We start from the raw sequence: 19,097 nt of genomic DNA on the forward strand, positions 1-19,097 counted from the left end.
TGTGTCAGAACAGGTCGTCGAGTTCCTCGTTGAGGAACGCTTCGTCGGCCGCCGGACCGCTCCGCTCGTTCGCGTCGTGTGCCTCCCGCGCGCGTTCCATGAACTCGTCGATGCGATTCGACCGCTCGACGCCGCCGAGGAGGACGAGCGTCGCGATGCGCTCCGAGTCGAGCGGGAAGTCGCCGCCGCGGACCTGCATGCTCCCGGTCTCCTCCTCGACCCACGAACGGGCGCGCTCGACGCCTTTGCGCGAGATGCGTTCGGGCTGACCGGCGACGACGAGGAGGCCGGTCTCCGCCTCGACGACGTTGGGGACGCTCGTCCCCGTCAGGAGGGCGTTGCGAGTCGTGGAGGTGATCGCGTTGACGTTCTCGCCGGCGTCCTCGCTGGCGGCCGCGCTCGCGTAGCCGAGGACGGCCATCCCGCCGGGGCGGAGGGTGTTGATGATCTCGGAGGAGTCGACGACGCTCTCGGCGACGTCGGCGCCGGCGTCGATCTCGCCGGAGGCGAAGAGGAGGCCCAGTCGCTGTGCGATGTTGTCGTTGATCTCCTCGAAGCCCTCCTCCATGCTCTCGCCGGCGGTGCGCCAGGCGTCGTTGTCGATGAGCAACAGCGAGTCCGCCTCGCGGGCGATGGTCTTGAGCGAGCGACCGGCGTTGGCCTGGTAGATCGCGCCCTCGTCGCGGCCGGGGAGGATACCCAGGACGTAGATCGGGACGTCGTAGATCCGGTTGAGTTCTCTGGAGAGCGCGGGCGCGCCGCCGCTCCCGGTCCCGCCGCCGAGGCCGGCGACGATGACGACCGCCTCGGCGTCGGTGGAGAGCTTCGCGTCGAGACCGTCCATCACTTCCGTCGCCTCGTCTTGCATTATCTCGGCGCCGAGTTCGTTGTCACCACCGACGCCGTGGCCCTTCACGCGGTCGCGGCCGATGAGCATCGTGTCGATGTCCAGATTCTGGAGATCCGCTTCGGCGGTGTTGACCGCCATAGCGCCCTGGACGGCGCCGAACCCCATCTCGTAATCGAATTCGGCCAGACGCTGGGTGACCTTGCCCCCAGCCTGACCGACACCTATCAGGACGACTTTCATATTGCTACCCTCGGTACAGTGGTTATTCAACGTTGGGTACGGGCGAGGGTTCAAGTACAGTGACGGGACGAACCCAGTCCATGTCCGAGCGAGACCTGGAGGCGCGGCTCGACGCGGTCGAGCGCGCCCTGACCGACGACGGCACCGACCTGACCGACCTCAGAGAGACGAGCGGCGTCGTCGACGACCTGGCCGACCTCGAGCGCCGCGTCGAGCGGATCGAGTCACGCCTCGACGAACTCGAAGCCGGACTCCAGGCCGTCCGCGGCTACGCCGGGAACGTGCGCGCGGTCAACCGGGAGGTCGAACGCCGCGCCAGCGCCGCTCTCGCCAAGGCCGAGGCGCTCGAAACGGCCGTCGAGGACGGTGACGTGCGTACCGATCCCTCCGACCAGCAGGCCGACCGTGCCCACTCTCCCGAGCGCGGTGAGGCCGCACGTCGAGCGGTCGACAGACCGGGAGCGCCGCCTCGGCGCCAGCCCTCCGATGCAGGCGCACGTGGCCGTTCCTCGACGGGGTCCGGGCGGACGGGCGACGGTCGCTTCGCGGACGAGCGCGGCCAGCGACCCAGAGAGCAGGACGAGGGGACGGGCGCCGTCCACGGCGACGAGTCGGACGATGCGTCGCGTTCGACGGGGGCCGAGGGGAAAACCGAGCAGTTCGTCGAGCGCGTCAGAGACGCGCTGTAACGTGTGGTGAGGGTCGCCTTCACCGTCGCGCTCCTCGTGGCCGTGGCGGGGGTCGCCGTCCCGGCCACCGAGTACGTCGGCGTCCAGCGGAGCGACACCGCCGTCAGAGACGCGGTGGACCGACTCGTCGGCGAAGCGCGCGCGCTCGACGCCGGGAACGATCCGCTCCCGAGCGACGCGGATCCGGCGCGCCGGTCCGTCCGGGTGCGACTCCCGACCGACGGGTTCGCCAGCGCCGGGGTCCGCGCGTTCGCCGTGGGACCGCCCGAGGTCTCGACGTCGAGAGCGGCCGACTCCGACCCCGACGACCCCTCCGAGGGGGCGGACGCGACGCGGTTCGACTGGCGCGTCGCGGGCGGGACGGAACACACTGTCGTCGCCGATGGCGTCCGGATCAGGCCGCGGCCGGGTGACTCGCTCCGAGTGTCGGGCGGGCGGACGCGACTGGTCCTCGAACTCGTCGCTACGGACGACCGCACCGTCGTCCGGGTCCGGGACGAAGGTTGAAGTACCGGAGCGGGACCACCCGCGGCCATGGACGCACTGCTGTCGCGACTCCGAGGAAGCGACGACGCGGGCTCGTGTCGCTGCCGGCCCGGCTTCGACGGGGACCGACTGGTCGTCGACGCGAGCGACTGCCCCGGGGGCGGTCGTCTGGAGAGCGCGGCCGACTGCCGGGAGACGGTCGTCGAAGCGCTCACGGACCGAGACGTGGAGGCGGTCACGACCCGGGCGAACGGGACCCTGCGGGCGTACGAGGACGACGCGGCCGCGTTACTGGTCGCGACTGGTCGGTTCGTGGACGCTGCCGCGTTCCACGACGAGCGACTGGCCGAGCGAGCGAAAGGCGACCCGCTCGCCGCGGCGCGGGAGGCAACCGGTCGGGCCGGGCCGGTACGGCGGATCGCCGCCGAGACGGGGCTGGCCGACGGAGCGGCCAGGGCCCAGGGGTACGAGGACGCGCTCAGGCCGTACGTCGGGCCGACCGTGAGTCGGTCCCGGGTCGCCGCGCGGCCGCCGGCGGACGCGCGACTCGTCGACCGTCGTGAACTCGATTCCGGTGGGACGGTCCGCGTCTACGAGCGGCCGAGCGACGCGGTCCGCACGTACCATCTCGAACCCGTCGAAGCCGGGTTCGACGCGTCGACGACGGCGACGCTCGCGGCCGCCTACGAGCGACTGGCTGGCGGCGAGGTCTCGGGCGCCGAGCGTGCGCCCGGCCGCGCCGTCCGCTCGGTGGCCGACCCGGACGACCCGGTCGAGCGACTCGCGGCCGTGCTCCGGAAGCACGCGCGGGGGTACGGCGTCGTCGCGGATCTGTTCGCCGACGGCCGCGTCTCGGACGTGTTCGCCACCGCACCGGTCGCCGAGACGCCGCTGAGGGTTCGGGTCGACGGCGAGACGATGCGGACGAACGTCAGGCTCACTCGCGGCGGCGCCGCGGCGCTGGCCTCTCGATTCCGTCGCGAGAGCGGTCGCGCGTTCTCGGGTGCCGACCCGACGCTCGACGCCTCGGTCGTGGCAGGCGACCGGCGGGTGCGGGTCGCCGCCGTCACCGACCCGGTGAGCGACGGGGTCGCCTTCGCGTTCCGTGCCGGCGACCGCGAGCCCTGGACGCTCCCCGCACTCGTCGCGAACGGGACGCTGTCCGCCGCGGCGGCCGCCGTCCTCTCGGTCGCGGTCGAACGCGGCGCGGCCGGTCTCGTCGCCGGCCCGCGCGGCGCCGGGAAGACCACCTGTCTGAGCGCACTCCTCTGGGAGGTGCCCGCCGAGACCCGGAGCGTCGTCATCGAGGACACGCCCGAACTCCCGGTCGACGCGCTCCAGTCCGGTGGCCGAGACGTGCAGGCCCTCCGGAGCTCGCTCGACGGGACCGGCACCAGTCCGACGGAAGCGCTCAGGACGGCGCTCAGACTCGGGAGCGGCGCGCTCGTCGTCGGCGAGATCCGCGGCGAGGAGGCGGGGACCCTCTACGAGGCGATGCGCGTCGGCGCGAACGACGGCGCGGTTCTGGGGACCATCCACGGGAACGGCGGCGCGGACGTCCGCGAGCGGGTCGTCGCCGATCTGGGCGTTCCGGCGTCGTCGTTCGCGGCGACCGACTTCCTGGTGACGCTCGAAACCGCCGACGGCGGGGACGGGACCGAGCGGCGCGTCCGCTCGATCGAAGAAGTCCGACGAGCGGGAGCGGTCGACGGGTCGGGCAAGGGAGGCGACTCCGGGGCCGGTGCCGGGAGCGTTCGGTTCGCGCCGCTGTTCGAGCGGGACGGCGACGGGCTGTCGTCGACCGACCGGATCGAGCGCGGCAACAGCCGACTGGTCGCGTCACTGACGGCGCCCGGGGAGCGCTACGCCGACCTCCGTGACGAACTGACTGCGCGGGAATCGTGGCTGTCCGACCTCGCTGCGACCGGACGGACCGACCCGGAGCGGGTCGAACGAGCGCGGATCGAGCGGGTGACAGCGTGACGTCCGACCATCGCCGAACGGACGGACCGGGATCGCACGCGGTCGATCGGTACCCGGGTGCGGACGCGGCGGACTCGGGCGACCGGTTCGAGCGCGCGGTCGAGGCGTTCGCGTCGGTCGCCCCGTGGACGCCCGAGGCCGACCCCGAACTGGCGCGCGCGGTCGCGTTTCTCGGCTGGGACGTAGACGCGGAGACGATCCTGCGGGCGGGCGACGGCGTCGGCGTCGTCGCCGCTGTCGCGGTCGCGCTTCCGCTGGCGCTACTCGTCGGAGTCCCCTCCGTCTCGGTGGCTGCGGCATCGCTGGTCGGGCTGGGCGTCGCCGCCGGCGCGAGACTCCTGCCGCGTGGGCTGGCGACCGCCCGCCGAACTCGCGCGCTCGGGACGGCACCGGAACTCGTCAGCAGCGCGGTCCTGCGGATGCGACTCACGCCGACGCCCGAGACGGCCGCGACGTTCGCAGCCGACACCGGCGGTGGACGGCTCGCGCGGAGCCTCGGAGCTCACGTCAGACAGGCGCGCGGGACCGGGCGGTCCGGGCTGTCGTCGTTCGCCGACGAGTGGGCGGAGTGGTTCCCGGCGCTCAGGCGGGCGCTGACGCTCGTCGAGTCCGCGGGGTCGGCGACGGCCGAGGAGCGCGAGCGAGCGCTCGACAGTGCGCTCGACGTGACGCTGGCGGGGACTCGCGAGACGACGGCCGAGTTCGCCGCGAGCGTCCAGGGGCCGGCGACCGCACTCTACGCGTTCGGCGTCCTGCTGCCGCTCGCCCTCGTCGCGCTCTTACCGACCGCCGGGACGGTCGGGCTGTCTGTGCCGCTGGCCGCCGTCGTGGTCGCGTACGACCTGCTCCTGCCGGCGGCGTTGCTCGTCGCGACCGGGTGGTTGCTCGCTCGTCGACCCGTCGCCTTCCCGCCGGTCCCGGTGTCACGCGCACATCCCGACGTGACCGACCGTCGGTGGCCGGCACTCGTCGCGGGGGCCGCAGCCGGGGCTGGTGCGTGGCTCGCCGTCACTCGGATCGCACCGACCTGGGCGGCGTTCGTGACGGCGCCCGCCGCCGGACTGGGTGTGGCGCTCGTCGTCACCTACCGACCGATGACTGCCGTCCGCGACCGCGTCGACGCCGTCGAGGCGGGACTCCCGGACGCGCTCTATCTCGTCGGTCGCGAAGTGGGACGGGGACGCGCCGTCGAGATAGCGCTGGACGACGCGGTCCAGTTGCTCGAGTCGGCGACGGGCGAGGTGTTCGCCGACGCCGTCCGCCAGCAACGGCAGACCCGGGCCGGCGTTCGCGAGTCCTTCCTCGGCGAGCACGGCGCGCTCGCGACTGTTCCGAGCGAGCGCGCCCGGAGCACGGCCGAACTGCTGGCGGTCGCCGCCTCGGAGGGGCAACCGGCCGGTTCGGCTATCGTCGCGATGGCCGACCACCTCGACGACCTCCGGTCGGTCGAGCGGGAGATCCGTCGCGATCTGGAGCGGGTCACGTCGACGCTCGCCAACACGGCCGCGGTGTTCGGACCGCTGGTCGGCGGTGCGACCGTGACGCTCGCCGAGCAGATGAGCACGGACGGCCCGCTCACAGCGGCGGTGGACCCGGGAGCGCTCGGCGTCGCAGTCGGCGTGTACGTGCTCGCGCTTTCGGTGATCCTGACGGTGCTCGCCACCGGGCTCGAACGCGGGCTCGACCGCTCGCTGGTCGGGTACCGGATCGGGCGGGCGCTCTGTCTCGCCAGCGGCGTCTTCGTCGTCGGACTCGTCGCCACCGGACGGCTCGTCTGAACCTTTAAGTCCGAACGGGCGACCAGGGCGACCCATGTTCGACACCGCCGTGGAATCGACGTACGTCTGGCTCGCGCTCGTCGTCGTGAGCGCCGGCATCATGGGACTCGCGCTCCGGGTCCCGACCGCACCGCCGCCCGACGCGACGCCCGTCGCCCGCACCGTGGATAGCGTCGCCTCCAGCCCGCACGAGGCGACGGCGAGACATCCCGTCGACGCCCGACAGATCCGGCTGGGGTCGACGCGACTCGGCCTCCGCGGGCCCGGTGGAGACGCCCACGCGACGTTCACGTACGGCCCGGTCGTCCCCGCGAAGGGAGGCGACGGCGACCGACTAGAGGCGGTTCTCGACGGCGTTCCGCCGGAACGAGTGTTCAGGAACTCGGCCGCGTTCGAGCGAGCCGTGAACCGTTCACAGACCCGGGAGCCGTCGTGGGAGCCGGCACCGGAGACGCTGGTCGTCAGGCGAGTTACCTGGGGAGGTGTCGATGCGACGCTCGTCGGCGCGTGAGGCACAGACCGAGCCACTGGCGGCGCTGGTCGCCGTCGTCGTCGTCGCGACCGCGCTCGCGCTCTACGCCGGAGCGTTCGAGTCGAACCTGCCCGGGGCGGTCGAGCGTGACCACGCCGAGGCAGCGGTCGACCGCGTCGAGCGCGCCGTGACAGTCGGTGGCGTCGCCAGACCGGACCGACTGGGGGAGACACTCGACCGCGGCCCGGCGGGGTATCAGCTGAACGCGACGCTCGCCGTGGGGAACGACACGGAACGCGCCGGGCCGCAGGCGCCGGAGACGGCCGACACCGCGACCCGACGGGTGAGCGTCCGCGTCGACGCCGCCCGGGTCGCTCCGGGGCGGCTGGAGGTTCGGATATGGATGTGAGGGCGTCGAGTACCGTCCTCGACACCGTCGTCTTCGTGTTGCTCGTGGGCGTCGCGGTGGGGATTCTCGCGGGGGTCGACGTCCGCGAGACGGCCGGTGGCGACCGCGTCGCCGAGGAGACCGCGGACGTGCTGGCGACGAGCACGACGGAACTGACCTACACTCGCACGGCACAGGTACAGTCCGCATCGGTCCTCGGCGGTGAGGAGACGGAGACCGTCAGCGTCGCCCGGACTGCCCGCGGGACGCACGCGCAACTGCTCGCGGCGGCCGCGGTGTCTACTCCGTCTCTCGCCGCCGAGTCGCTGGTCGGAACCGGCGAGACGCTCCGAACGGCAGTGCGCCCGGCGACACGGCGCATCCTCCCCACGCGGACGGCGAACGTACAGGTGGGCGTGGCCTGGTACCCCTATCCGAACGCGACGCTGCATTCGTCGTTCACGGTCGGTGACTCGCCGCCGCGGGACGCCGACGTGTCCGTCACGACGGCGCGGGTCGCGAGCGGCCTCCCCAACGTCTCGGCGGAGGCGAGGCGAGCCGTGCAGGCGGGCGGGTACGACGGCGTCGCGACGGTCCTCGCTCGCGCCGTCGTCGACGGCCTCTTCCCGCCCGCCGAGACCAGAAGCGCGCTCTACAGCGAAGGCCCCGACAGAGCGCTAACCGCGCATCGCTACCGCACGGCCTCGGAACTGCTCGGGTCCGACGCCGACGAAGCGCTGGGGCCACGGAGCGTCGCGGCGGCGAACCGTCGACTCGCCGACGCACTCGCGGATCGACTGCGTGCGGATCTTCGCCACCGCTACGACTCCCCGGACGACGCCGCTCGCGCTGTCCGTGCTCATCAGGTCCGACTCGTCGTCAGGACGTGGGAGCCGTGAACCGGCGCAGTCTGGAGATCGGGGCGCGGGGCCGCGTTCCGTTCGCCCTCGTCGGCGTCCTCCTCGTCCTCTCGAGCGCGCTGTACGCGAGCGCCGTCGACCGGCCTCAGCCCACGCCGGAGCCTGCGGTCGACCTGGCGGTCGAACGGACGACCGCGGACGCGCGCGCCGCCGTTCGAACGGCGGTGACAGAAGCGAGCGTCGACGCCGCGAGCGACCCGGCGCTCACGCCTGCGAACAACGAGTGGGGTGCGGTGCTCGATCCCGACGAGACGTTCGAGGACGCTCTCAGGGCGCGGATCTATCTCGTCGCGCGCGACCGGCTCGGGTCGGTCGGGCGCACTCACCGGGGTATCCGTGCGAACGCGACGATGGCGGCGACGCCGACGCCCGCCGCGCTCGACCGGGCGATCGACCGGGTCGAGATCGAGCGCGCGGGCCCGGACGGGACGAAACTCCGCGCGGAGATTTCGAACGTCACGGTCCGGGCGACCCGGAACGGCCGAGTGGTCGGTCACGACCGGGTCTCGTTCTCGGTCGTGGTCGCGACGCCGGTTCTGGCAGTCCACGAGCGCGTCGAGACCTACCAGCAGCGGCTGAAAGCGGGGGTCGCGAAGCCGGGACTCGGCCAGCGGCTGACCGCCAGACTGTACGCCGTCGCCTGGGCGCGCGGGTACGCACAGTACGGCGGAGCGCCGGTCTCGAACGTCGTCGCCAACCGGCACGTCGAACTGATGACCAACGGCGCCGTGCTGGGCGTCCAGCGGAACACGTTCGGAGAGAGCGACCCCGACGGGCGACAGTCGCTCGCGAAGGCGACGGCGGCCGTCGGACTGCAGGACGTGTTGTCCGGGCACGGTCCGTCCGACCCCGCGGTCGAGAAACTCCTCCAGCAGCGGCTCCGGTCGGCGGCCGCTCCCTCCGAGAGTGCGGGCGTTCCGGGGCTTGCGAACGATAGCGACGCGCCGCCGCCCAACGAGACGGTGAATGCTAGCGTCGGGCTGTCGGCCGACCGGGCGTTCCGCGAGTTTGTCCGCGCTCGGGGGATCAACCGGACGATCCAGTCGGTGTACAGCGCCCGCGTTCGGACGCTCGGAGGGAGTGAACGGATCCGTGGCGGGAAGCCCGGTCGCCCCGGGCCGCCGGACGATTCGAGGGACTGGGAGTTCCGGGTGGAGTCGACCGACACCGACGTGGTCAGCGTCTCGAACGCGACGCGCGGACCGGCGGTCACGACACCGTCGGGGTATCACCGACTGGAGACGTACGTTCGGACGGTCCGACTCGAACACGAGCGGCGGGCGGTCTGGTACCACAACGGCTCGTTCAACGCCACGACCCGGACGGAGCGGGAGACGAAGCGCGTGACGGTCGCCGTCGTCGGCGACCACGCGGCGACGCCGTACGCGCCGGACCGCCCTATCTCGTCCGTCCACGAGCGAGGGGGTCGGTTCGCTGGGTCGAACCTCGCGGACGTGCTGCCACGGGTCCGCGAGGAAGTCGTCGCGGCGGCGGGCGGACCGGACGGCCTCGCAGGCGAGGCCGCCCGCGGTGGGCTCTCTGGCGAGTCGACGACGGTCTACGCCGAGTGGCCGTCCGATGCATCGCCCTGGATCTACGAGGGGCTGATCGAGTTGCGCCGGGAAGTTCGGAACGAGTCGGTCTCGGTCTCGCGCGGCCGGGTGGGGACTCATCAGGTCAACCCGGCTGCAGAACTGGCCGCTCGCGTTCGGGAGCGACGCGACGCTCTCGTGGACGCGCCGGCCACGTACGACGACGTCGCGGGGAAGGCACGAGCGGCCGTCCGCGGCCGGTATCTCGACGCCGTTCTCGCGCGACTGGACGAGCGCGCCGACGAGCGATCGGACCGAGAGAGCTCCCTCGCTGACGCGCTCGACGACGTCGACGGTCCGTCGCTGTCGCGACTCCGCACGACCTACGACGCGCGGCGGGCCGACGAACGCGACGCCGGTCCGGGCGATGACGGAGGTGGGAGCGGTCCAGGCGGTGGCGGGGGGCCGGCCCTCGACCTGTCGGTGGACGGCGCGCCGCCGTATCTGACGCTGACGGAGGTCTCCGCGGGAGAGGTCGCTGCGGTCGACGAGGACGACGAACCAGTCCATCCGCTGACTGCTCGGAACGTCAACTACGTCACCATCCCGTACGGCGACGCGACGAACGCGGTGTTGACCGCGCTGTTACCCGGTGGATCGAGCCGGGAGCGGCGCCTCGACACCGCGGCGAGGGCGCTCCGGGCGGCGAACCGGACGCTCGAGTACAGGTCGAACGCCACCGTCGTCGAGCGTCGTGACCGACTCCGGCGCGAGGTCGAGTCGACCGTCGAGTCGGTGCGTCGCGACCTGCGGACCGAACTCCTAGTTCGGGGCGTCGGGAACTCCTCGGACCAGCGAGAGCGGATCGTCGAGGCGGGACTCTCGAAGTGGGGGACCGTCGACGCTCGGGCGCTGGCGCTGTCGAACGTGTCGGCCGTGGAACCGATCGTCGACGCCGCCGAGGAGCGGACGACCGACGACGGGTGGACGACCCGAGAGCGCGACTGGGTCCGCCTCTCGCTGCGGACGGCGCTGTACGACTCGCTCGGACGGAAGCGCGGGAAGGTCTCGGGATCGGCGGTCACGGCGACGACGTCGTACACGAAGGACCTGGTCCAGCGGAGCGTCAGGTCCGGTGTCTCGGACGTCTTCGAGAAGCAGTTCAACGAGTCCGTCGAGCAGATCCCGGCGGGGATGCCGATGTCGCCGGTGCCGGGCTCCTGGGTCGTGACGGCGAACGTCTGGTCGGTGACGGTCCGCGGACAGTACGCCCGCTTCGCCGTCGAGGCGCCGCGACGGACACCCGCGCCGGGAGACGCCTCGTTGCAGTACGTCCGCGACGGGTCGAACGCCACGCTCGACGTGGACGGTGACGGGGAGTCGGAAGTACTCGGGCGGGCATCGCGAGTGACGTTCACGACCCGGACTGCGGTCGTGGTGGTCGTCCCGCCGGGCGGAACCGGCGTCGGCGACATCGACGGGACGGCGATGGAGGAGTCGCCGGGGTGGCCGATCCCGGGCCCGGTCGATCGGACGCGACCGTGGACTGGCGAGAAATATCCGCTCTCGGTCGGCGAGAGTGGAGACGGGGGCTGCGACGGGGACCGACCCCGCGACCGTCCCGATCCGCCCGCCGATCGGTACCCGGACTGTCGACCCGAGAGTGACAGTGACTTGTAGGGCGACGGCCAAGGTCGGATATGCTCAGAGGCGAGTTCGAGTCGGCGGGCGAGCAGTCCCCCGACGAGTTACGGAGCGCGTACGGGCGGCGACTGGCCGAGACGGTGGACTCGGTCGGCGTCGAGACGACGGTCGACCGGTCCGGCGTCGACCGCGACGTGGTCGAGGCCATCGCCGCCGGGGAGGAACCCGAACTGACGCTCGAAGCAGCGTCGGCGATCTTCGGCGCGGACCCGGAGCGGCCCGACGGCGAGACGATCAAGATGGAGGCGCTCGACATCCTTCTGATGGGGATGACGACGGCCGTCGTCGACGTGGACGCGGTGGCGGCGGGACTGAACGACGAGATGGGGCCCAAGGAGATCCAGCAGAAGGTGGAGGGGCGCTACCCGATCACGCTCGCCGAGTACGCCGCGATCCACCAGTTCCTCGAGAGTCGATAGATGCGCGTCGCCATCCTCGGCTGTGGCTACGTCGGCCTCGAGCTGGGTCGCCAGCTTTCCGCGGCGGACCACGAGGTCGTCGGCGTCCGCCGCTCGGAGGCGGGCGTCGACCGGATCGAGGCGACGGGGTTTACCGGCGTGCAGGCGGACGTGACCGACGCCGACGCGCTCGAAGCGGTACCGGACGCCGACGTCGTGGTGTTCGCCGCCAGCAGCGGCGGTCGCGGCGCCGACGCCGCCCGCGAGGTGTACGTCGAGGGTCTGCAGACCGCGATCGACCAGTTCTGTGGCCGCGCCGACCCGCCCGACCGGGTCGTGTATACGTCGAGCACCGGCGTATACGGCGACCACGACGGCGACTGGGTCGACGAGGAGACGGCGATCGACCCGACGACGGCCAAGACGGAGGTGCTCGCGGAGGCCGAGCGGATCGCGCTCGAACGGCCGACGGAGCACGACGTGGACGGGACGGTCGCGCGGTACGCCGGGCTGTACGGCCCGGACCGCTACCGGCTGGACCGCTACGTCGACGGCCCGGTGACGGAAGGGTACCTGAACATGGTCCACCGCGACGACGCCGCCGGGGCGGTGCGATACCTACTGGAGTCGGATCTCGCCCGCGGCGAGGCGGTCAACGTCGTCGACGACGAACCCGTCTCGAAGTGGGCGTTCGCGGACTGGCTGGCCGAGCAGTGCGGCGAGCCCGCCCCGTCCAGACGAACCGTCGACGAGCGGCTCGCCGACGAGGACCTCTCCGAGACGGTCGAGCGGCGACTTCGGACGAGCAAGCGCGTCTCGAACGGGAAACTCCGCGAACTCGGCTACGAGTTCGCCTACCCGACCTACCGCGAGGGGTACCGCGCCGCGGTCGACGCTTATCTCGGGGACGGCGAGGGGGAGGGGTGACTGTCATCGAGCGGATCGGTTCCGTCCCTCTCTCGGGGTTCGATCGATAGAATCTGCGTATTGGTCGCTGAGAGGCTAATTATCCCCATATCTGTCGGAGGATGTAATAGTGGGAAACTACTTGACCCTCGAAGGCGACAGCCCGGGTATGCCACACGCAGCCGCGGGTGGCGTCGGGCGCGTCGCGCCCTCCGACGCCGCTTCGGCGGTCGCAGAGCAGGACCCGCTCGTCCTGGCGGCCGCCGTCGTCGGCTTGCTCGCCGTACTCGTCGCGCTCTGGTGGGGGATCCGGCGGTTCCGCCGCACACCGGGCGAACAGTTCGTCCGGCAACTCGCCGACCACGAGGAGATCTCGGTGCTCATGCACCCCAACCCCGATCCCGACGCGATGGCATCGGCGCTCGCCGTCGCCGAGTTCGCCGACGAGATCGGCGTCGATAGCTCGCTCCAGTACCCCGGCCAGATCCGCCACCAGGAGAACCGGGCGTTCGAAACGGTCCTCAACCTCGACTTCGACCAGGTCGACACCGCCAGCGACCTCACCTCCGAGAACGTCGTCCTCGTCGACCACAACGAACCCCGCGGGTTCACCGGCGCCGAACGAGTCGACCCCGTCGCGGTCGTCGACCACCACCCCGGTGACGGTACCGGCTCCGCGTTCACCGACGTGCGTCCCGACCACGGCTCCTGTGCCAGCATCCTCGCCGAGTACTTCGAACAGCAGGGCTGGGACCCCGTCTCCCCGGAGGAGGAGGACGCCCTCGGCACCAACGGCGACGCCCAGCGAGTCCTCGGCTCCGAAACTGCGACCGGACTCCTCTACGGTATCCAGTCGGACACGAAACACCTCACGAAGGGCTGTTCGGAGGCGGAGTTCGCCGCCAGCGCCTACCTCTACGACGGCATCGACGAGGACAGCCTCGACCGCATCGCCAACCCGCAGGTCGACGCCGAAGTGCTGGACGTGAAAGCCCGCGCCATCAACGAACGCGTCGTCCGCAACGCGTTCGCCGTCGCCGACGTCGGCGAAGTGTCCAACGTCGACGCCATCCCGCAGGCCGCCGACGAGCTGACCCGGCTGGAAGGGGTGACCGCCGTGGTCGTCATGGGCCAGAAGGGCGATACGCTCCATCTGTCCGGTCGGTCCCGCGACGACCGCGTCCACATGGGCAAGGCCCTCCGCGCCGTCGTCGAGGAGATCCCGATGGCCAACGCCGGCGGCCACGCCCGCATGGGCGGCGGGCAGTTGTCGGTGGAGCACATGGAGGGCCTCGGCCCCGGCGACGGCATGGACCGCCAGGACTTCGTCGACCGCCTCTTCGACGCCATGACCGGCGATATCTGAGTTTTGGAGTTCTCTGTAGGTGCGTTCGCAGCCGTTCGACTCTTGAGATTCTCGACCCGCTCGCTACGAGACGGAGTGACCGCACTCGACAGCCAGCGATGAAAGCCCTCGACCCGCTTGCTCACGGCTCCCTTCGGTCGCCGTTCGCGTGTCGAGGCGCTCCCGGTGGTCGCGCCTCGCTCTCGCGGTCGCTGACCGGGATATCCGCGCTCGGACAACAGCACAGCACCGCACTCGCGCGGATAGTGCCCGCTCAGTCGACTCCGTTCGCTTCGCTCACCGCGGGCGCGCCTCGCCCTTTCAGTCCACCAGGACCGCGACCGCACAACACCGCAGACGGCCACACACCTCCCCAGCCGATTGCGTTGCTCGTCGCAGGCTCCTGCGCTACTCATCCCTCGCACGGCTACGTCGCGCGCATGAAAGCGCGCTCCAGCGCGCGCCACCGCAGATTACTTTCGTACGACAGATCCATTCACTGGCTCACGTCGTCGAGGGCGCGCCGGGAGGCCGCACAGACGGCGTCGGGGTCCAGATCCGTCTCGGCCCACGCGGGCAGTCGGTCGTCCGCGTCGGGTTCGCGGACCGACTCGGCGTAGGCGTCTACCTGCTCGCGCTCGGCGGCGGAGTCGTAGTCCAGCCCGTTGAACGCCGCGTCGGCGGCGTACTGGTCGACGAGGCGGCGGGCGGTCGTCCGGTAGCGCTCGCGCAGGTCGTCGTAGTCCACGTCGACGCCCGAGTCGCCGAGCGCGTAGAAGAGCGCCGCCGCGACCTCGTCGGCCATGTCCGAGAGACCGCCGCGGCCGCTGACGGCGCGGTGGTCGTGCTCGTGGATGCCCAGGTCCACCTGCGCGGACCCCTCGAATCCGGCGTGACGGAAGGCGTCGCCGAGGGTGGCGACTTCCAGTCCCCAGCCACGGGGCGGGCGCAGTCGGCGGACGAGGTCGCTGGTGGCGGCGAACTCGCCGGCGAGCGCGTAGCGGAACGCGCCCAGGTAGTCGAGGAGAGGGTCATCGCGCGACTCGGCGAGGGCCGCGACGACGGGCGCGTAGAAGAGGCGGCAGAGTCGACCGTAGAGGCGGCCGTTCTCGACGCGGGCGTAGTACCCCTTGACGAACGAGTAGTCGCGGGCGAGCGGGAAGAGGAGTCGGGGGACGTGTTCGGGGCCGTAGGTGGTCGCGTCGGCGTCGTGGACGGCGACGAACTCCGTTCGCGCGGCGGCGACGCCGAGGGCGAGCCAGACGTCCCGACCCTTGCCGGCCCGACCGTTCAGGCCGTGTTCGTCGAGAACCGACCGGACGGCGGGGGCGTTACACCACAGCAGGTCGGCGTCGACGTCGAGCGAGGCCACCCACTCGCGGACGGCGTCGACCTTCCCCTCGTCCGCGCGGAGGGCGATCAGGACCGACGCCGGGTCCACGTCGCCGAGCGTCGAGAGCACCTGCTCGGCGGCGAGACTGGCGTGGTCGCGGTCGGTCAGCGGCACGACGACCGTCGCTCGGTCGACCGGTGCCGCCGGGTCCGCGCCGCCGAAGTCGTGTAGCGTCGCCACCCGCTCCTGAACGTACTCCATCGAGGCCGCCTAGCGACTCGACTCACAAATAGTCCGCTATCCGAGCGTCGGTCGAGCGGGCGGCGAGGCCGTGACTCACACGTGCGCGCCGCAAGAGAAGTGACTGGGGATCGCAGCGACGGCCGGTGTCACGGGGACGTTCCTCCATACGAGCATCGAGCAGATCTATGACGAGCGTGAGCGCGATACCGCCGGACTGCGGGGGCGGTCGTGTGTCAGATCTATGCATGGGGTTTTTCAGAGTCGGTGTCGTACCCTCGCTCATGAAATCGGTCCGTAAGGGGCTCCGTTCGGGCGACATCGAGAAAGACGTCTACGAGCGACTCGCCTGCGCCGAGTGTGGGGAGGAACTCGCGACCGAGAACGACCCCGACGAGATCGGGACCGTCCGAGTCTGCCCCGAGTGTGGCAGCAAGTGGAAGAAGGTGGGGTAGTCGCGCGCCGGAACCCGGTCGGAGCGGCCGGACGGTAGACACTCGCTTCTCTCGCCCGTCACTCGAAGACCGCGTCGAACGAGTCCGCGCCCAGCGGCGGGTGCGTCCCGGCTCCGACGTTCTCGGCGACGTGCTCCGGTGACCCCATCCCGACCAGCGAACACGTGACGCCCGGCGCGCTCCGGGCGAAGTTGATCGCCCGCTGGGCGTTCGTCTCGCCCGAGACCCTGTCCGCCACGTCCTCGGGGAGCCCCGCAGTGGCGAGCCGTCCCTGTGCGAGCGACGCGCTCGTGAAGACGTTCAGTCCGGCGTCGTGCGCGAACCACAGCGTCGACTGGGCACCCTCGGCTCCCTCCTGTGCCTCGACGGTGAACGCGTCGGCCATCACGACGTTGAAGGGTAGCTGTATCGCCCGGAAGTGCGTCGCCGCGTTGTTCGCCCGCTTGGCCGCCTCGCGAGCGCGGGAGACGACTTCCGCCAGCGAGAGGTAGCTGTCGTCGTCCGTGGGGACGCGAAAGGCCTCCCACGTCGCGACGCCGTACTGGCGAATGTCACCCTCGGCCGCCCGCTCTTCGAGGCGCGTGAAGGTGTCCTCCAGCTGGTCGTACACCTCGTCGGCCGACCGCTCGGCCAGCTGTGTCTCGGGGTTGTGGACGTAGTAGAGGTCGATCGTGTCGAGACCGAGGTTGTCGAGCGAGCGGTCCAGCTGGTCGTCGACGAACGCGGGCGCGATGCAGTGCTGTCCGGCCACGAGGTCCTCCGTGTCGACGATGCCGGTGTCGACGTACTCGCTGTGGATCCACTGGCCGGGATTCTCGGGCCGCTCGCCGTCGAAGGGGACGAACCCGCCCTTCGTGGCGACGAGCGCGGCCTCGCGGTCGATGTCTGCGTCCTCGATTGCGCGCCCGACGACGCGCTCGCTGCGCTGGTTGCGGTAGTTGATGGCCGTGTCGACGACGTTGATCCCGCTCTCGAGGGCCTCGACGACGGCGTCGCGGTAGGCGTCGTCGGCCTCGTCGGTCGGGTCGCCGAGGTAGGTGCCGACGCCGACGCTGGAGACGACGCCCTCGCCGAACCGCCGGAAGTAGGTGCGGGCGAACCGGTCGCCGAACTCGTCGCGGTAGGCCCACGTCGCGTCCTTCGTGACCATATCGTGTCTGCGGTCGCCGGAGATAAAAGCGTGCTATCTCGGTAGTTATGGCGGCCACCGGCCGACTTATGTTTTCGACCTGCAACGTCAGAGTATGACTGACAGACTCGAGCCGAGTCCCGAGAACCGGTGGTACTGGTCGGACGGCGACGAACCGGTGTTGCTCCTCGGCGGGACGGACAGGGACAACCTCTTCCAGTGGACCGGCGAGCGACTCCGAGACCACCTCGACGACCTCGTCGGAGCCGGTGGGAACTTCGTCCGCAACACGATGTCCGACCGCAAGGAGGAGGACGTTTCGCCGTTCGAACGGACCGAAGACGGAACGTACGACCTCGAACGGTGGAACGACGAGTACTGGAACCGGCTCTCGGCGTTCCTCGACGCCACCGCCGAGCGCGATATCGTCGTCGAGCTGACGCTCTGGGACCAGCACGACCTCGCCGGGTCCAGGTGGGAGGACCACGCCTGGAACCCGGTCAACAACGACACGCTCCCCGATGGCTCGCTTCCCGCGACGGGCGGCGACCACTGGCAGGATCGGATCGCGTTCTTCCGAACGGTCGAAGACCACAACGAACCCGTGCTCGCCCAGCAGGAGCGGTTCGTCGACCGGATCCTCGACCACACGCTCGACTACGGGAACGTCGTCTACAACGTCACCAACGAGGGGTGGGCGGGGATCGAGTGGGAACTGCACTGGGCCGAACACGTGCTGGACCGGGCCGACGAGCGCGGCGTCCACGTCGAGGTCGCCAACATGAACATGAGTCCGGGCGAGTCCGTCGAGAAGGTGATCGAGCACCCCGAGACGTTCTCGTACGTCGAGGTGTCCCAGCACAACCAGCACTTCGCGGGAGCGAGTGGACAGGACCACTGGGATAACCTCCAGGCGTGGCGCGCGGACGTCGAGGACGCTATCGGGCCGCGTCCGTTCAACAACGTGAAGATCTACGGCGGATTCGAGGGCGGGAAGGAGGCCGCCGGGGACGCCGACCAGGCGGTGCGGTGGTTCTGGCGGAACGTCCTCGGCGGGGCCGCCGCGTGCCGGTTCCACCGACGGGTCGCCGAGGGCGACGAGGGGTGGGGGATCGGCGGGAGCGAGCGAGCGCTGACGCAGATCCGATCGGTTCGAGCGCTCGAGGAGGTCGTCGACCTCCCCGCCCTGACACCGCGGGGGGACCTGCTGACCGACGCCGATCCGGACGAGGCCTACTGTGTCGCCGATCCGGGAGACGCCTACGTCGTGTACTTCCCCGACGGCGGGGCGGTCACGCTCGACGTCGGAACGGGGTCGTATCGACTCCGGTGGCTCGATGCCGAAGCGGCCGCGTGGACGGACGAAGAGACGGTCGAGGGCGCGACGGACCTCTCGCTCGACTCCCCGGAGCGGCCCAATCAGGTCGTCGTACTCACCGCCGAACCGTGACCGCCGACGAGGTCGAGGGTGCCGGCGGCCGGTCTACTCGCCTTCCTCAGTCTCGTCGAGGTGCTCGCGCATCCACTCGAACTGTTCCTCGACCATGCGCCGGCCGGGGTCGGTGAGCGCGTACTCGTCGTGGATCCCCGCCTCCCGGACTTCGAGGTGGCCGTTGTCGACGAGCGTGTCGAGCGCGCCGTAGAACGACCGGGGTTCGATGCGCTCGTCGTAGTGGGATTCGAGCCGTGACTTGAGCGCCTGGCCGTGGAGCGGTCCCTCCCCGGCGAGGATGATCGCCAGGTCCCGCCGCCGCCCGCTCTGGAGCCACTTCGTCATACTCGACCGTGCGAGCGGCGAGGGTTCGACTCTTGCGGTTCTCCGCGGGGAGCCGGCCGAGCGGTCCCGTCCGAAGATCGAAGCCTACGACTACCAGCGGTCCCGAGCACCGGCATGACCGACGCGACCGCGACGAGCGACGGGATCACGGCCCGCTACGAGGAGACCGAGAGCGAGCGCCTGCTGACCTTCGAGCGCGACGGGCGGACGGCCGCCGTCGCGCAGAACGTCGACGGGTACGCGATGCTGAAAGTGCGACCGAGCGCGACCGGCGACGAACTCGAGCGCTACTACGGGTTCGACATGGCGCTGGACCACGCCGCGGAACTGCTCGGCGTCGCCGCCCACGACTTGCCGGTCCCCGACGCGGCCGAAGACATGGGGATGTAGCGTCTCGGGTCGGACCCGCGCCACGTCTTGCGATTTCGCGCGACGATCGTGCGATCGGTTCACAGATTAACGCGCTCCTTTT

At 71.0% G+C, this 19,097-nt stretch carries 18 protein-coding genes; 14 read left to right on the plus strand and 4 right to left on the minus strand.

Translation table 11 applies throughout. From position 1 onward, the window contains the following. Window positions 1–4: 4 nt before the first annotated feature. Window positions 5–1,090 (minus strand): tubulin/FtsZ family protein, encoded by a 1,086-nt coding sequence (locus D1409_RS21755; protein WP_123539068.1) that lies wholly within the window; start codon window positions 1,088–1,090, stop codon window positions 5–7. Window positions 1,091–1,170: 80 nt separating this feature from the next. Between D1409_RS21755 and D1409_RS21760 the strand changes: the two genes are divergently transcribed. The 11 genes from D1409_RS21760 to D1409_RS21810 all read left to right on the plus strand — a co-directional run bounded on the left by D1409_RS21760 (window position 1,171) and on the right by D1409_RS21810 (window position 13,712). Beyond that, entirely contained in the window at window positions 1,171–1,779 is a 609-nt protein-coding gene (locus tag D1409_RS21760; RefSeq protein WP_123539069.1) for a DUF7310 family coiled-coil domain-containing protein, read from the plus strand. Window positions 1,780–1,782: 3 nt separating this feature from the next. Further along, window positions 1,783–2,286 (plus strand): DUF7311 family protein, encoded by a 504-nt coding sequence (locus tag D1409_RS24925; RefSeq protein WP_164471845.1) that lies wholly within the window; start codon window positions 1,783–1,785, stop codon window positions 2,284–2,286. Between the two features lie 27 nt (window positions 2,287–2,313). Then, window positions 2,314–4,248: an ATPase, T2SS/T4P/T4SS family gene (locus tag D1409_RS21770; protein ID WP_123539070.1), complete on the plus strand. Its 1,935-nt coding sequence runs from the start codon at window positions 2,314–2,316 to the stop codon at window positions 4,246–4,248. Next, window positions 4,245–6,026: a type II secretion system protein gene (locus tag D1409_RS21775; RefSeq protein ID WP_235853680.1), complete on the plus strand. Its 1,782-nt coding sequence runs from the start codon at window positions 4,245–4,247 to the stop codon at window positions 6,024–6,026. Before D1409_RS21770 ends, D1409_RS21775 begins: the two co-directional genes overlap by 4 nt. A 34-nt stretch (window positions 6,027–6,060) precedes the next feature. Continuing rightward, complete coding sequence (locus D1409_RS21780) at window positions 6,061–6,537, plus strand: DUF7283 family protein (protein WP_123539071.1); 477 nt, start codon at window positions 6,061–6,063, stop codon at window positions 6,535–6,537. Beyond that, window positions 6,515–6,907, plus strand: coding sequence for a DUF7285 family protein (locus tag D1409_RS21785; protein WP_123539072.1), 393 nt, complete (start codon window positions 6,515–6,517; stop codon window positions 6,905–6,907). The genes D1409_RS21780 and D1409_RS21785 overlap by 23 nt, the downstream gene beginning before the upstream one ends. Then, entirely contained in the window at window positions 6,898–7,785 is an 888-nt protein-coding gene (locus D1409_RS21790) for a DUF7284 family protein (protein ID WP_164471846.1), read from the plus strand. Before D1409_RS21785 ends, D1409_RS21790 begins: the two co-directional genes overlap by 10 nt. After that, window positions 7,782–11,018, plus strand: coding sequence for a DUF7286 family protein (locus D1409_RS21795; protein WP_164471847.1), 3,237 nt, complete (start codon window positions 7,782–7,784; stop codon window positions 11,016–11,018). The genes D1409_RS21790 and D1409_RS21795 overlap by 4 nt, the downstream gene beginning before the upstream one ends. Before the next feature lie 20 nt (window positions 11,019–11,038). Continuing rightward, window positions 11,039–11,461: a DUF5791 family protein gene (locus D1409_RS21800; RefSeq protein ID WP_123539075.1), complete on the plus strand. Its 423-nt coding sequence runs from the start codon at window positions 11,039–11,041 to the stop codon at window positions 11,459–11,461. Next, entirely contained in the window at window positions 11,462–12,367 is a 906-nt protein-coding gene (locus D1409_RS21805) for an SDR family oxidoreductase (protein ID WP_123539076.1), read from the plus strand. A 148-nt stretch (window positions 12,368–12,515) separates the two neighbouring features. Continuing rightward, complete coding sequence (locus D1409_RS21810; RefSeq protein WP_123539099.1) at window positions 12,516–13,712, plus strand: DHH family phosphoesterase; 1,197 nt, start codon at window positions 12,516–12,518, stop codon at window positions 13,710–13,712. A gap of 475 nt (window positions 13,713–14,187) precedes the next feature. Here the strand turns inward: D1409_RS21810 and D1409_RS21815 are convergent, their stop codons facing one another. Beyond that, window positions 14,188–15,285: a glycosyltransferase family protein gene (locus D1409_RS21815; RefSeq protein WP_123539077.1), complete on the minus strand. Its 1,098-nt coding sequence runs from the start codon at window positions 15,283–15,285 to the stop codon at window positions 14,188–14,190. Between the two features lie 263 nt (window positions 15,286–15,548). Here D1409_RS21815 and D1409_RS24930 point away from each other — a divergent pair, with 263 nt between their 5' ends. Next, window positions 15,549–15,719 (plus strand): HVO_0758 family zinc finger protein, encoded by a 171-nt coding sequence (locus D1409_RS24930; RefSeq protein ID WP_164471848.1) that lies wholly within the window; start codon window positions 15,549–15,551, stop codon window positions 15,717–15,719. A 58-nt stretch (window positions 15,720–15,777) separates the two neighbouring features. Here D1409_RS24930 and D1409_RS21820 read toward each other — a convergent pair whose 3' ends face one another. Continuing rightward, a complete protein-coding gene (locus D1409_RS21820; RefSeq protein ID WP_123539078.1) occupies window positions 15,778–16,869 on the minus strand; it encodes an aldo/keto reductase in 1,092 nt (363 codons plus the stop codon). Between the two features lie 94 nt (window positions 16,870–16,963). Here D1409_RS21820 and D1409_RS21825 point away from each other — a divergent pair, with 94 nt between their 5' ends. Beyond that, the gene (locus D1409_RS21825; protein WP_123539079.1) at window positions 16,964–18,298 is read left to right on the plus strand and encodes a DUF6298 domain-containing protein; all 1,335 of its coding nucleotides are present in this window, start codon (window positions 16,964–16,966) and stop codon (window positions 18,296–18,298) included. A gap of 33 nt (window positions 18,299–18,331) precedes the next feature. Here the strand turns inward: D1409_RS21825 and D1409_RS21830 are convergent, their stop codons facing one another. Beyond that, window positions 18,332–18,625 (minus strand): PadR family transcriptional regulator, encoded by a 294-nt coding sequence (locus tag D1409_RS21830; protein WP_123539080.1) that lies wholly within the window; start codon window positions 18,623–18,625, stop codon window positions 18,332–18,334. A gap of 114 nt (window positions 18,626–18,739) precedes the next feature. Between D1409_RS21830 and D1409_RS21835 the strand changes: the two genes are divergently transcribed. Then, window positions 18,740–19,015 (plus strand): DUF7111 family protein, encoded by a 276-nt coding sequence (locus tag D1409_RS21835; RefSeq protein ID WP_123539081.1) that lies wholly within the window; start codon window positions 18,740–18,742, stop codon window positions 19,013–19,015. Window positions 19,016–19,097: the final 82 nt, after the last annotated feature.

Origin of the sequence: Halosimplex salinum (assembly GCF_003730195.1) — an archaeon.
GTDB classification, from domain to species: domain Archaea; phylum Halobacteriota; class Halobacteria; order Halobacteriales; family Haloarculaceae; genus Halosimplex; species Halosimplex salinum.

Bases quoted from the DNA above. Each gene is read 5' to 3' on its own strand.
- D1409_RS21755 (WP_123539068.1), bottom strand. From the start codon at position 1,090: ATGAAAGTCGTCCTGATAGGTGTCGGTCAGGCTGGGGGCAAGGTCACC.
- D1409_RS21760 (WP_123539069.1), top strand. From the start codon at position 1,171: ATGTCCGAGCGAGACCTGGAGGCGCGGCTCGACGCGGTCGAGCGCGCC.
- D1409_RS21770 (WP_123539070.1), top strand. From the start codon at position 2,314: ATGGACGCACTGCTGTCGCGACTCCGAGGAAGCGACGACGCGGGCTCG.
- D1409_RS21780 (WP_123539071.1), top strand. From the start codon at position 6,061: ATGTTCGACACCGCCGTGGAATCGACGTACGTCTGGCTCGCGCTCGTC.
- D1409_RS21785 (WP_123539072.1), top strand. From the start codon at position 6,515: ATGCGACGCTCGTCGGCGCGTGAGGCACAGACCGAGCCACTGGCGGCG.
- D1409_RS21790 (WP_164471846.1), top strand. From the start codon at position 6,898: ATGGATGTGAGGGCGTCGAGTACCGTCCTCGACACCGTCGTCTTCGTG.
- D1409_RS21800 (WP_123539075.1), top strand. From the start codon at position 11,039: ATGCTCAGAGGCGAGTTCGAGTCGGCGGGCGAGCAGTCCCCCGACGAG.
- D1409_RS21805 (WP_123539076.1), top strand. From the start codon at position 11,462: ATGCGCGTCGCCATCCTCGGCTGTGGCTACGTCGGCCTCGAGCTGGGT.
- D1409_RS21810 (WP_123539099.1), top strand. From the start codon at position 12,516: ATGCCACACGCAGCCGCGGGTGGCGTCGGGCGCGTCGCGCCCTCCGAC.
- D1409_RS21815 (WP_123539077.1), bottom strand. From the start codon at position 15,285: ATGGAGTACGTTCAGGAGCGGGTGGCGACGCTACACGACTTCGGCGGC.
- D1409_RS24930 (WP_164471848.1), top strand. From the start codon at position 15,549: ATGAAATCGGTCCGTAAGGGGCTCCGTTCGGGCGACATCGAGAAAGAC.
- D1409_RS21820 (WP_123539078.1), bottom strand. From the start codon at position 16,869: ATGGTCACGAAGGACGCGACGTGGGCCTACCGCGACGAGTTCGGCGAC.
- D1409_RS21825 (WP_123539079.1), top strand. From the start codon at position 16,964: ATGACTGACAGACTCGAGCCGAGTCCCGAGAACCGGTGGTACTGGTCG.
- D1409_RS21830 (WP_123539080.1), bottom strand. From the start codon at position 18,625: ATGACGAAGTGGCTCCAGAGCGGGCGGCGGCGGGACCTGGCGATCATC.
- D1409_RS21835 (WP_123539081.1), top strand. From the start codon at position 18,740: ATGACCGACGCGACCGCGACGAGCGACGGGATCACGGCCCGCTACGAG.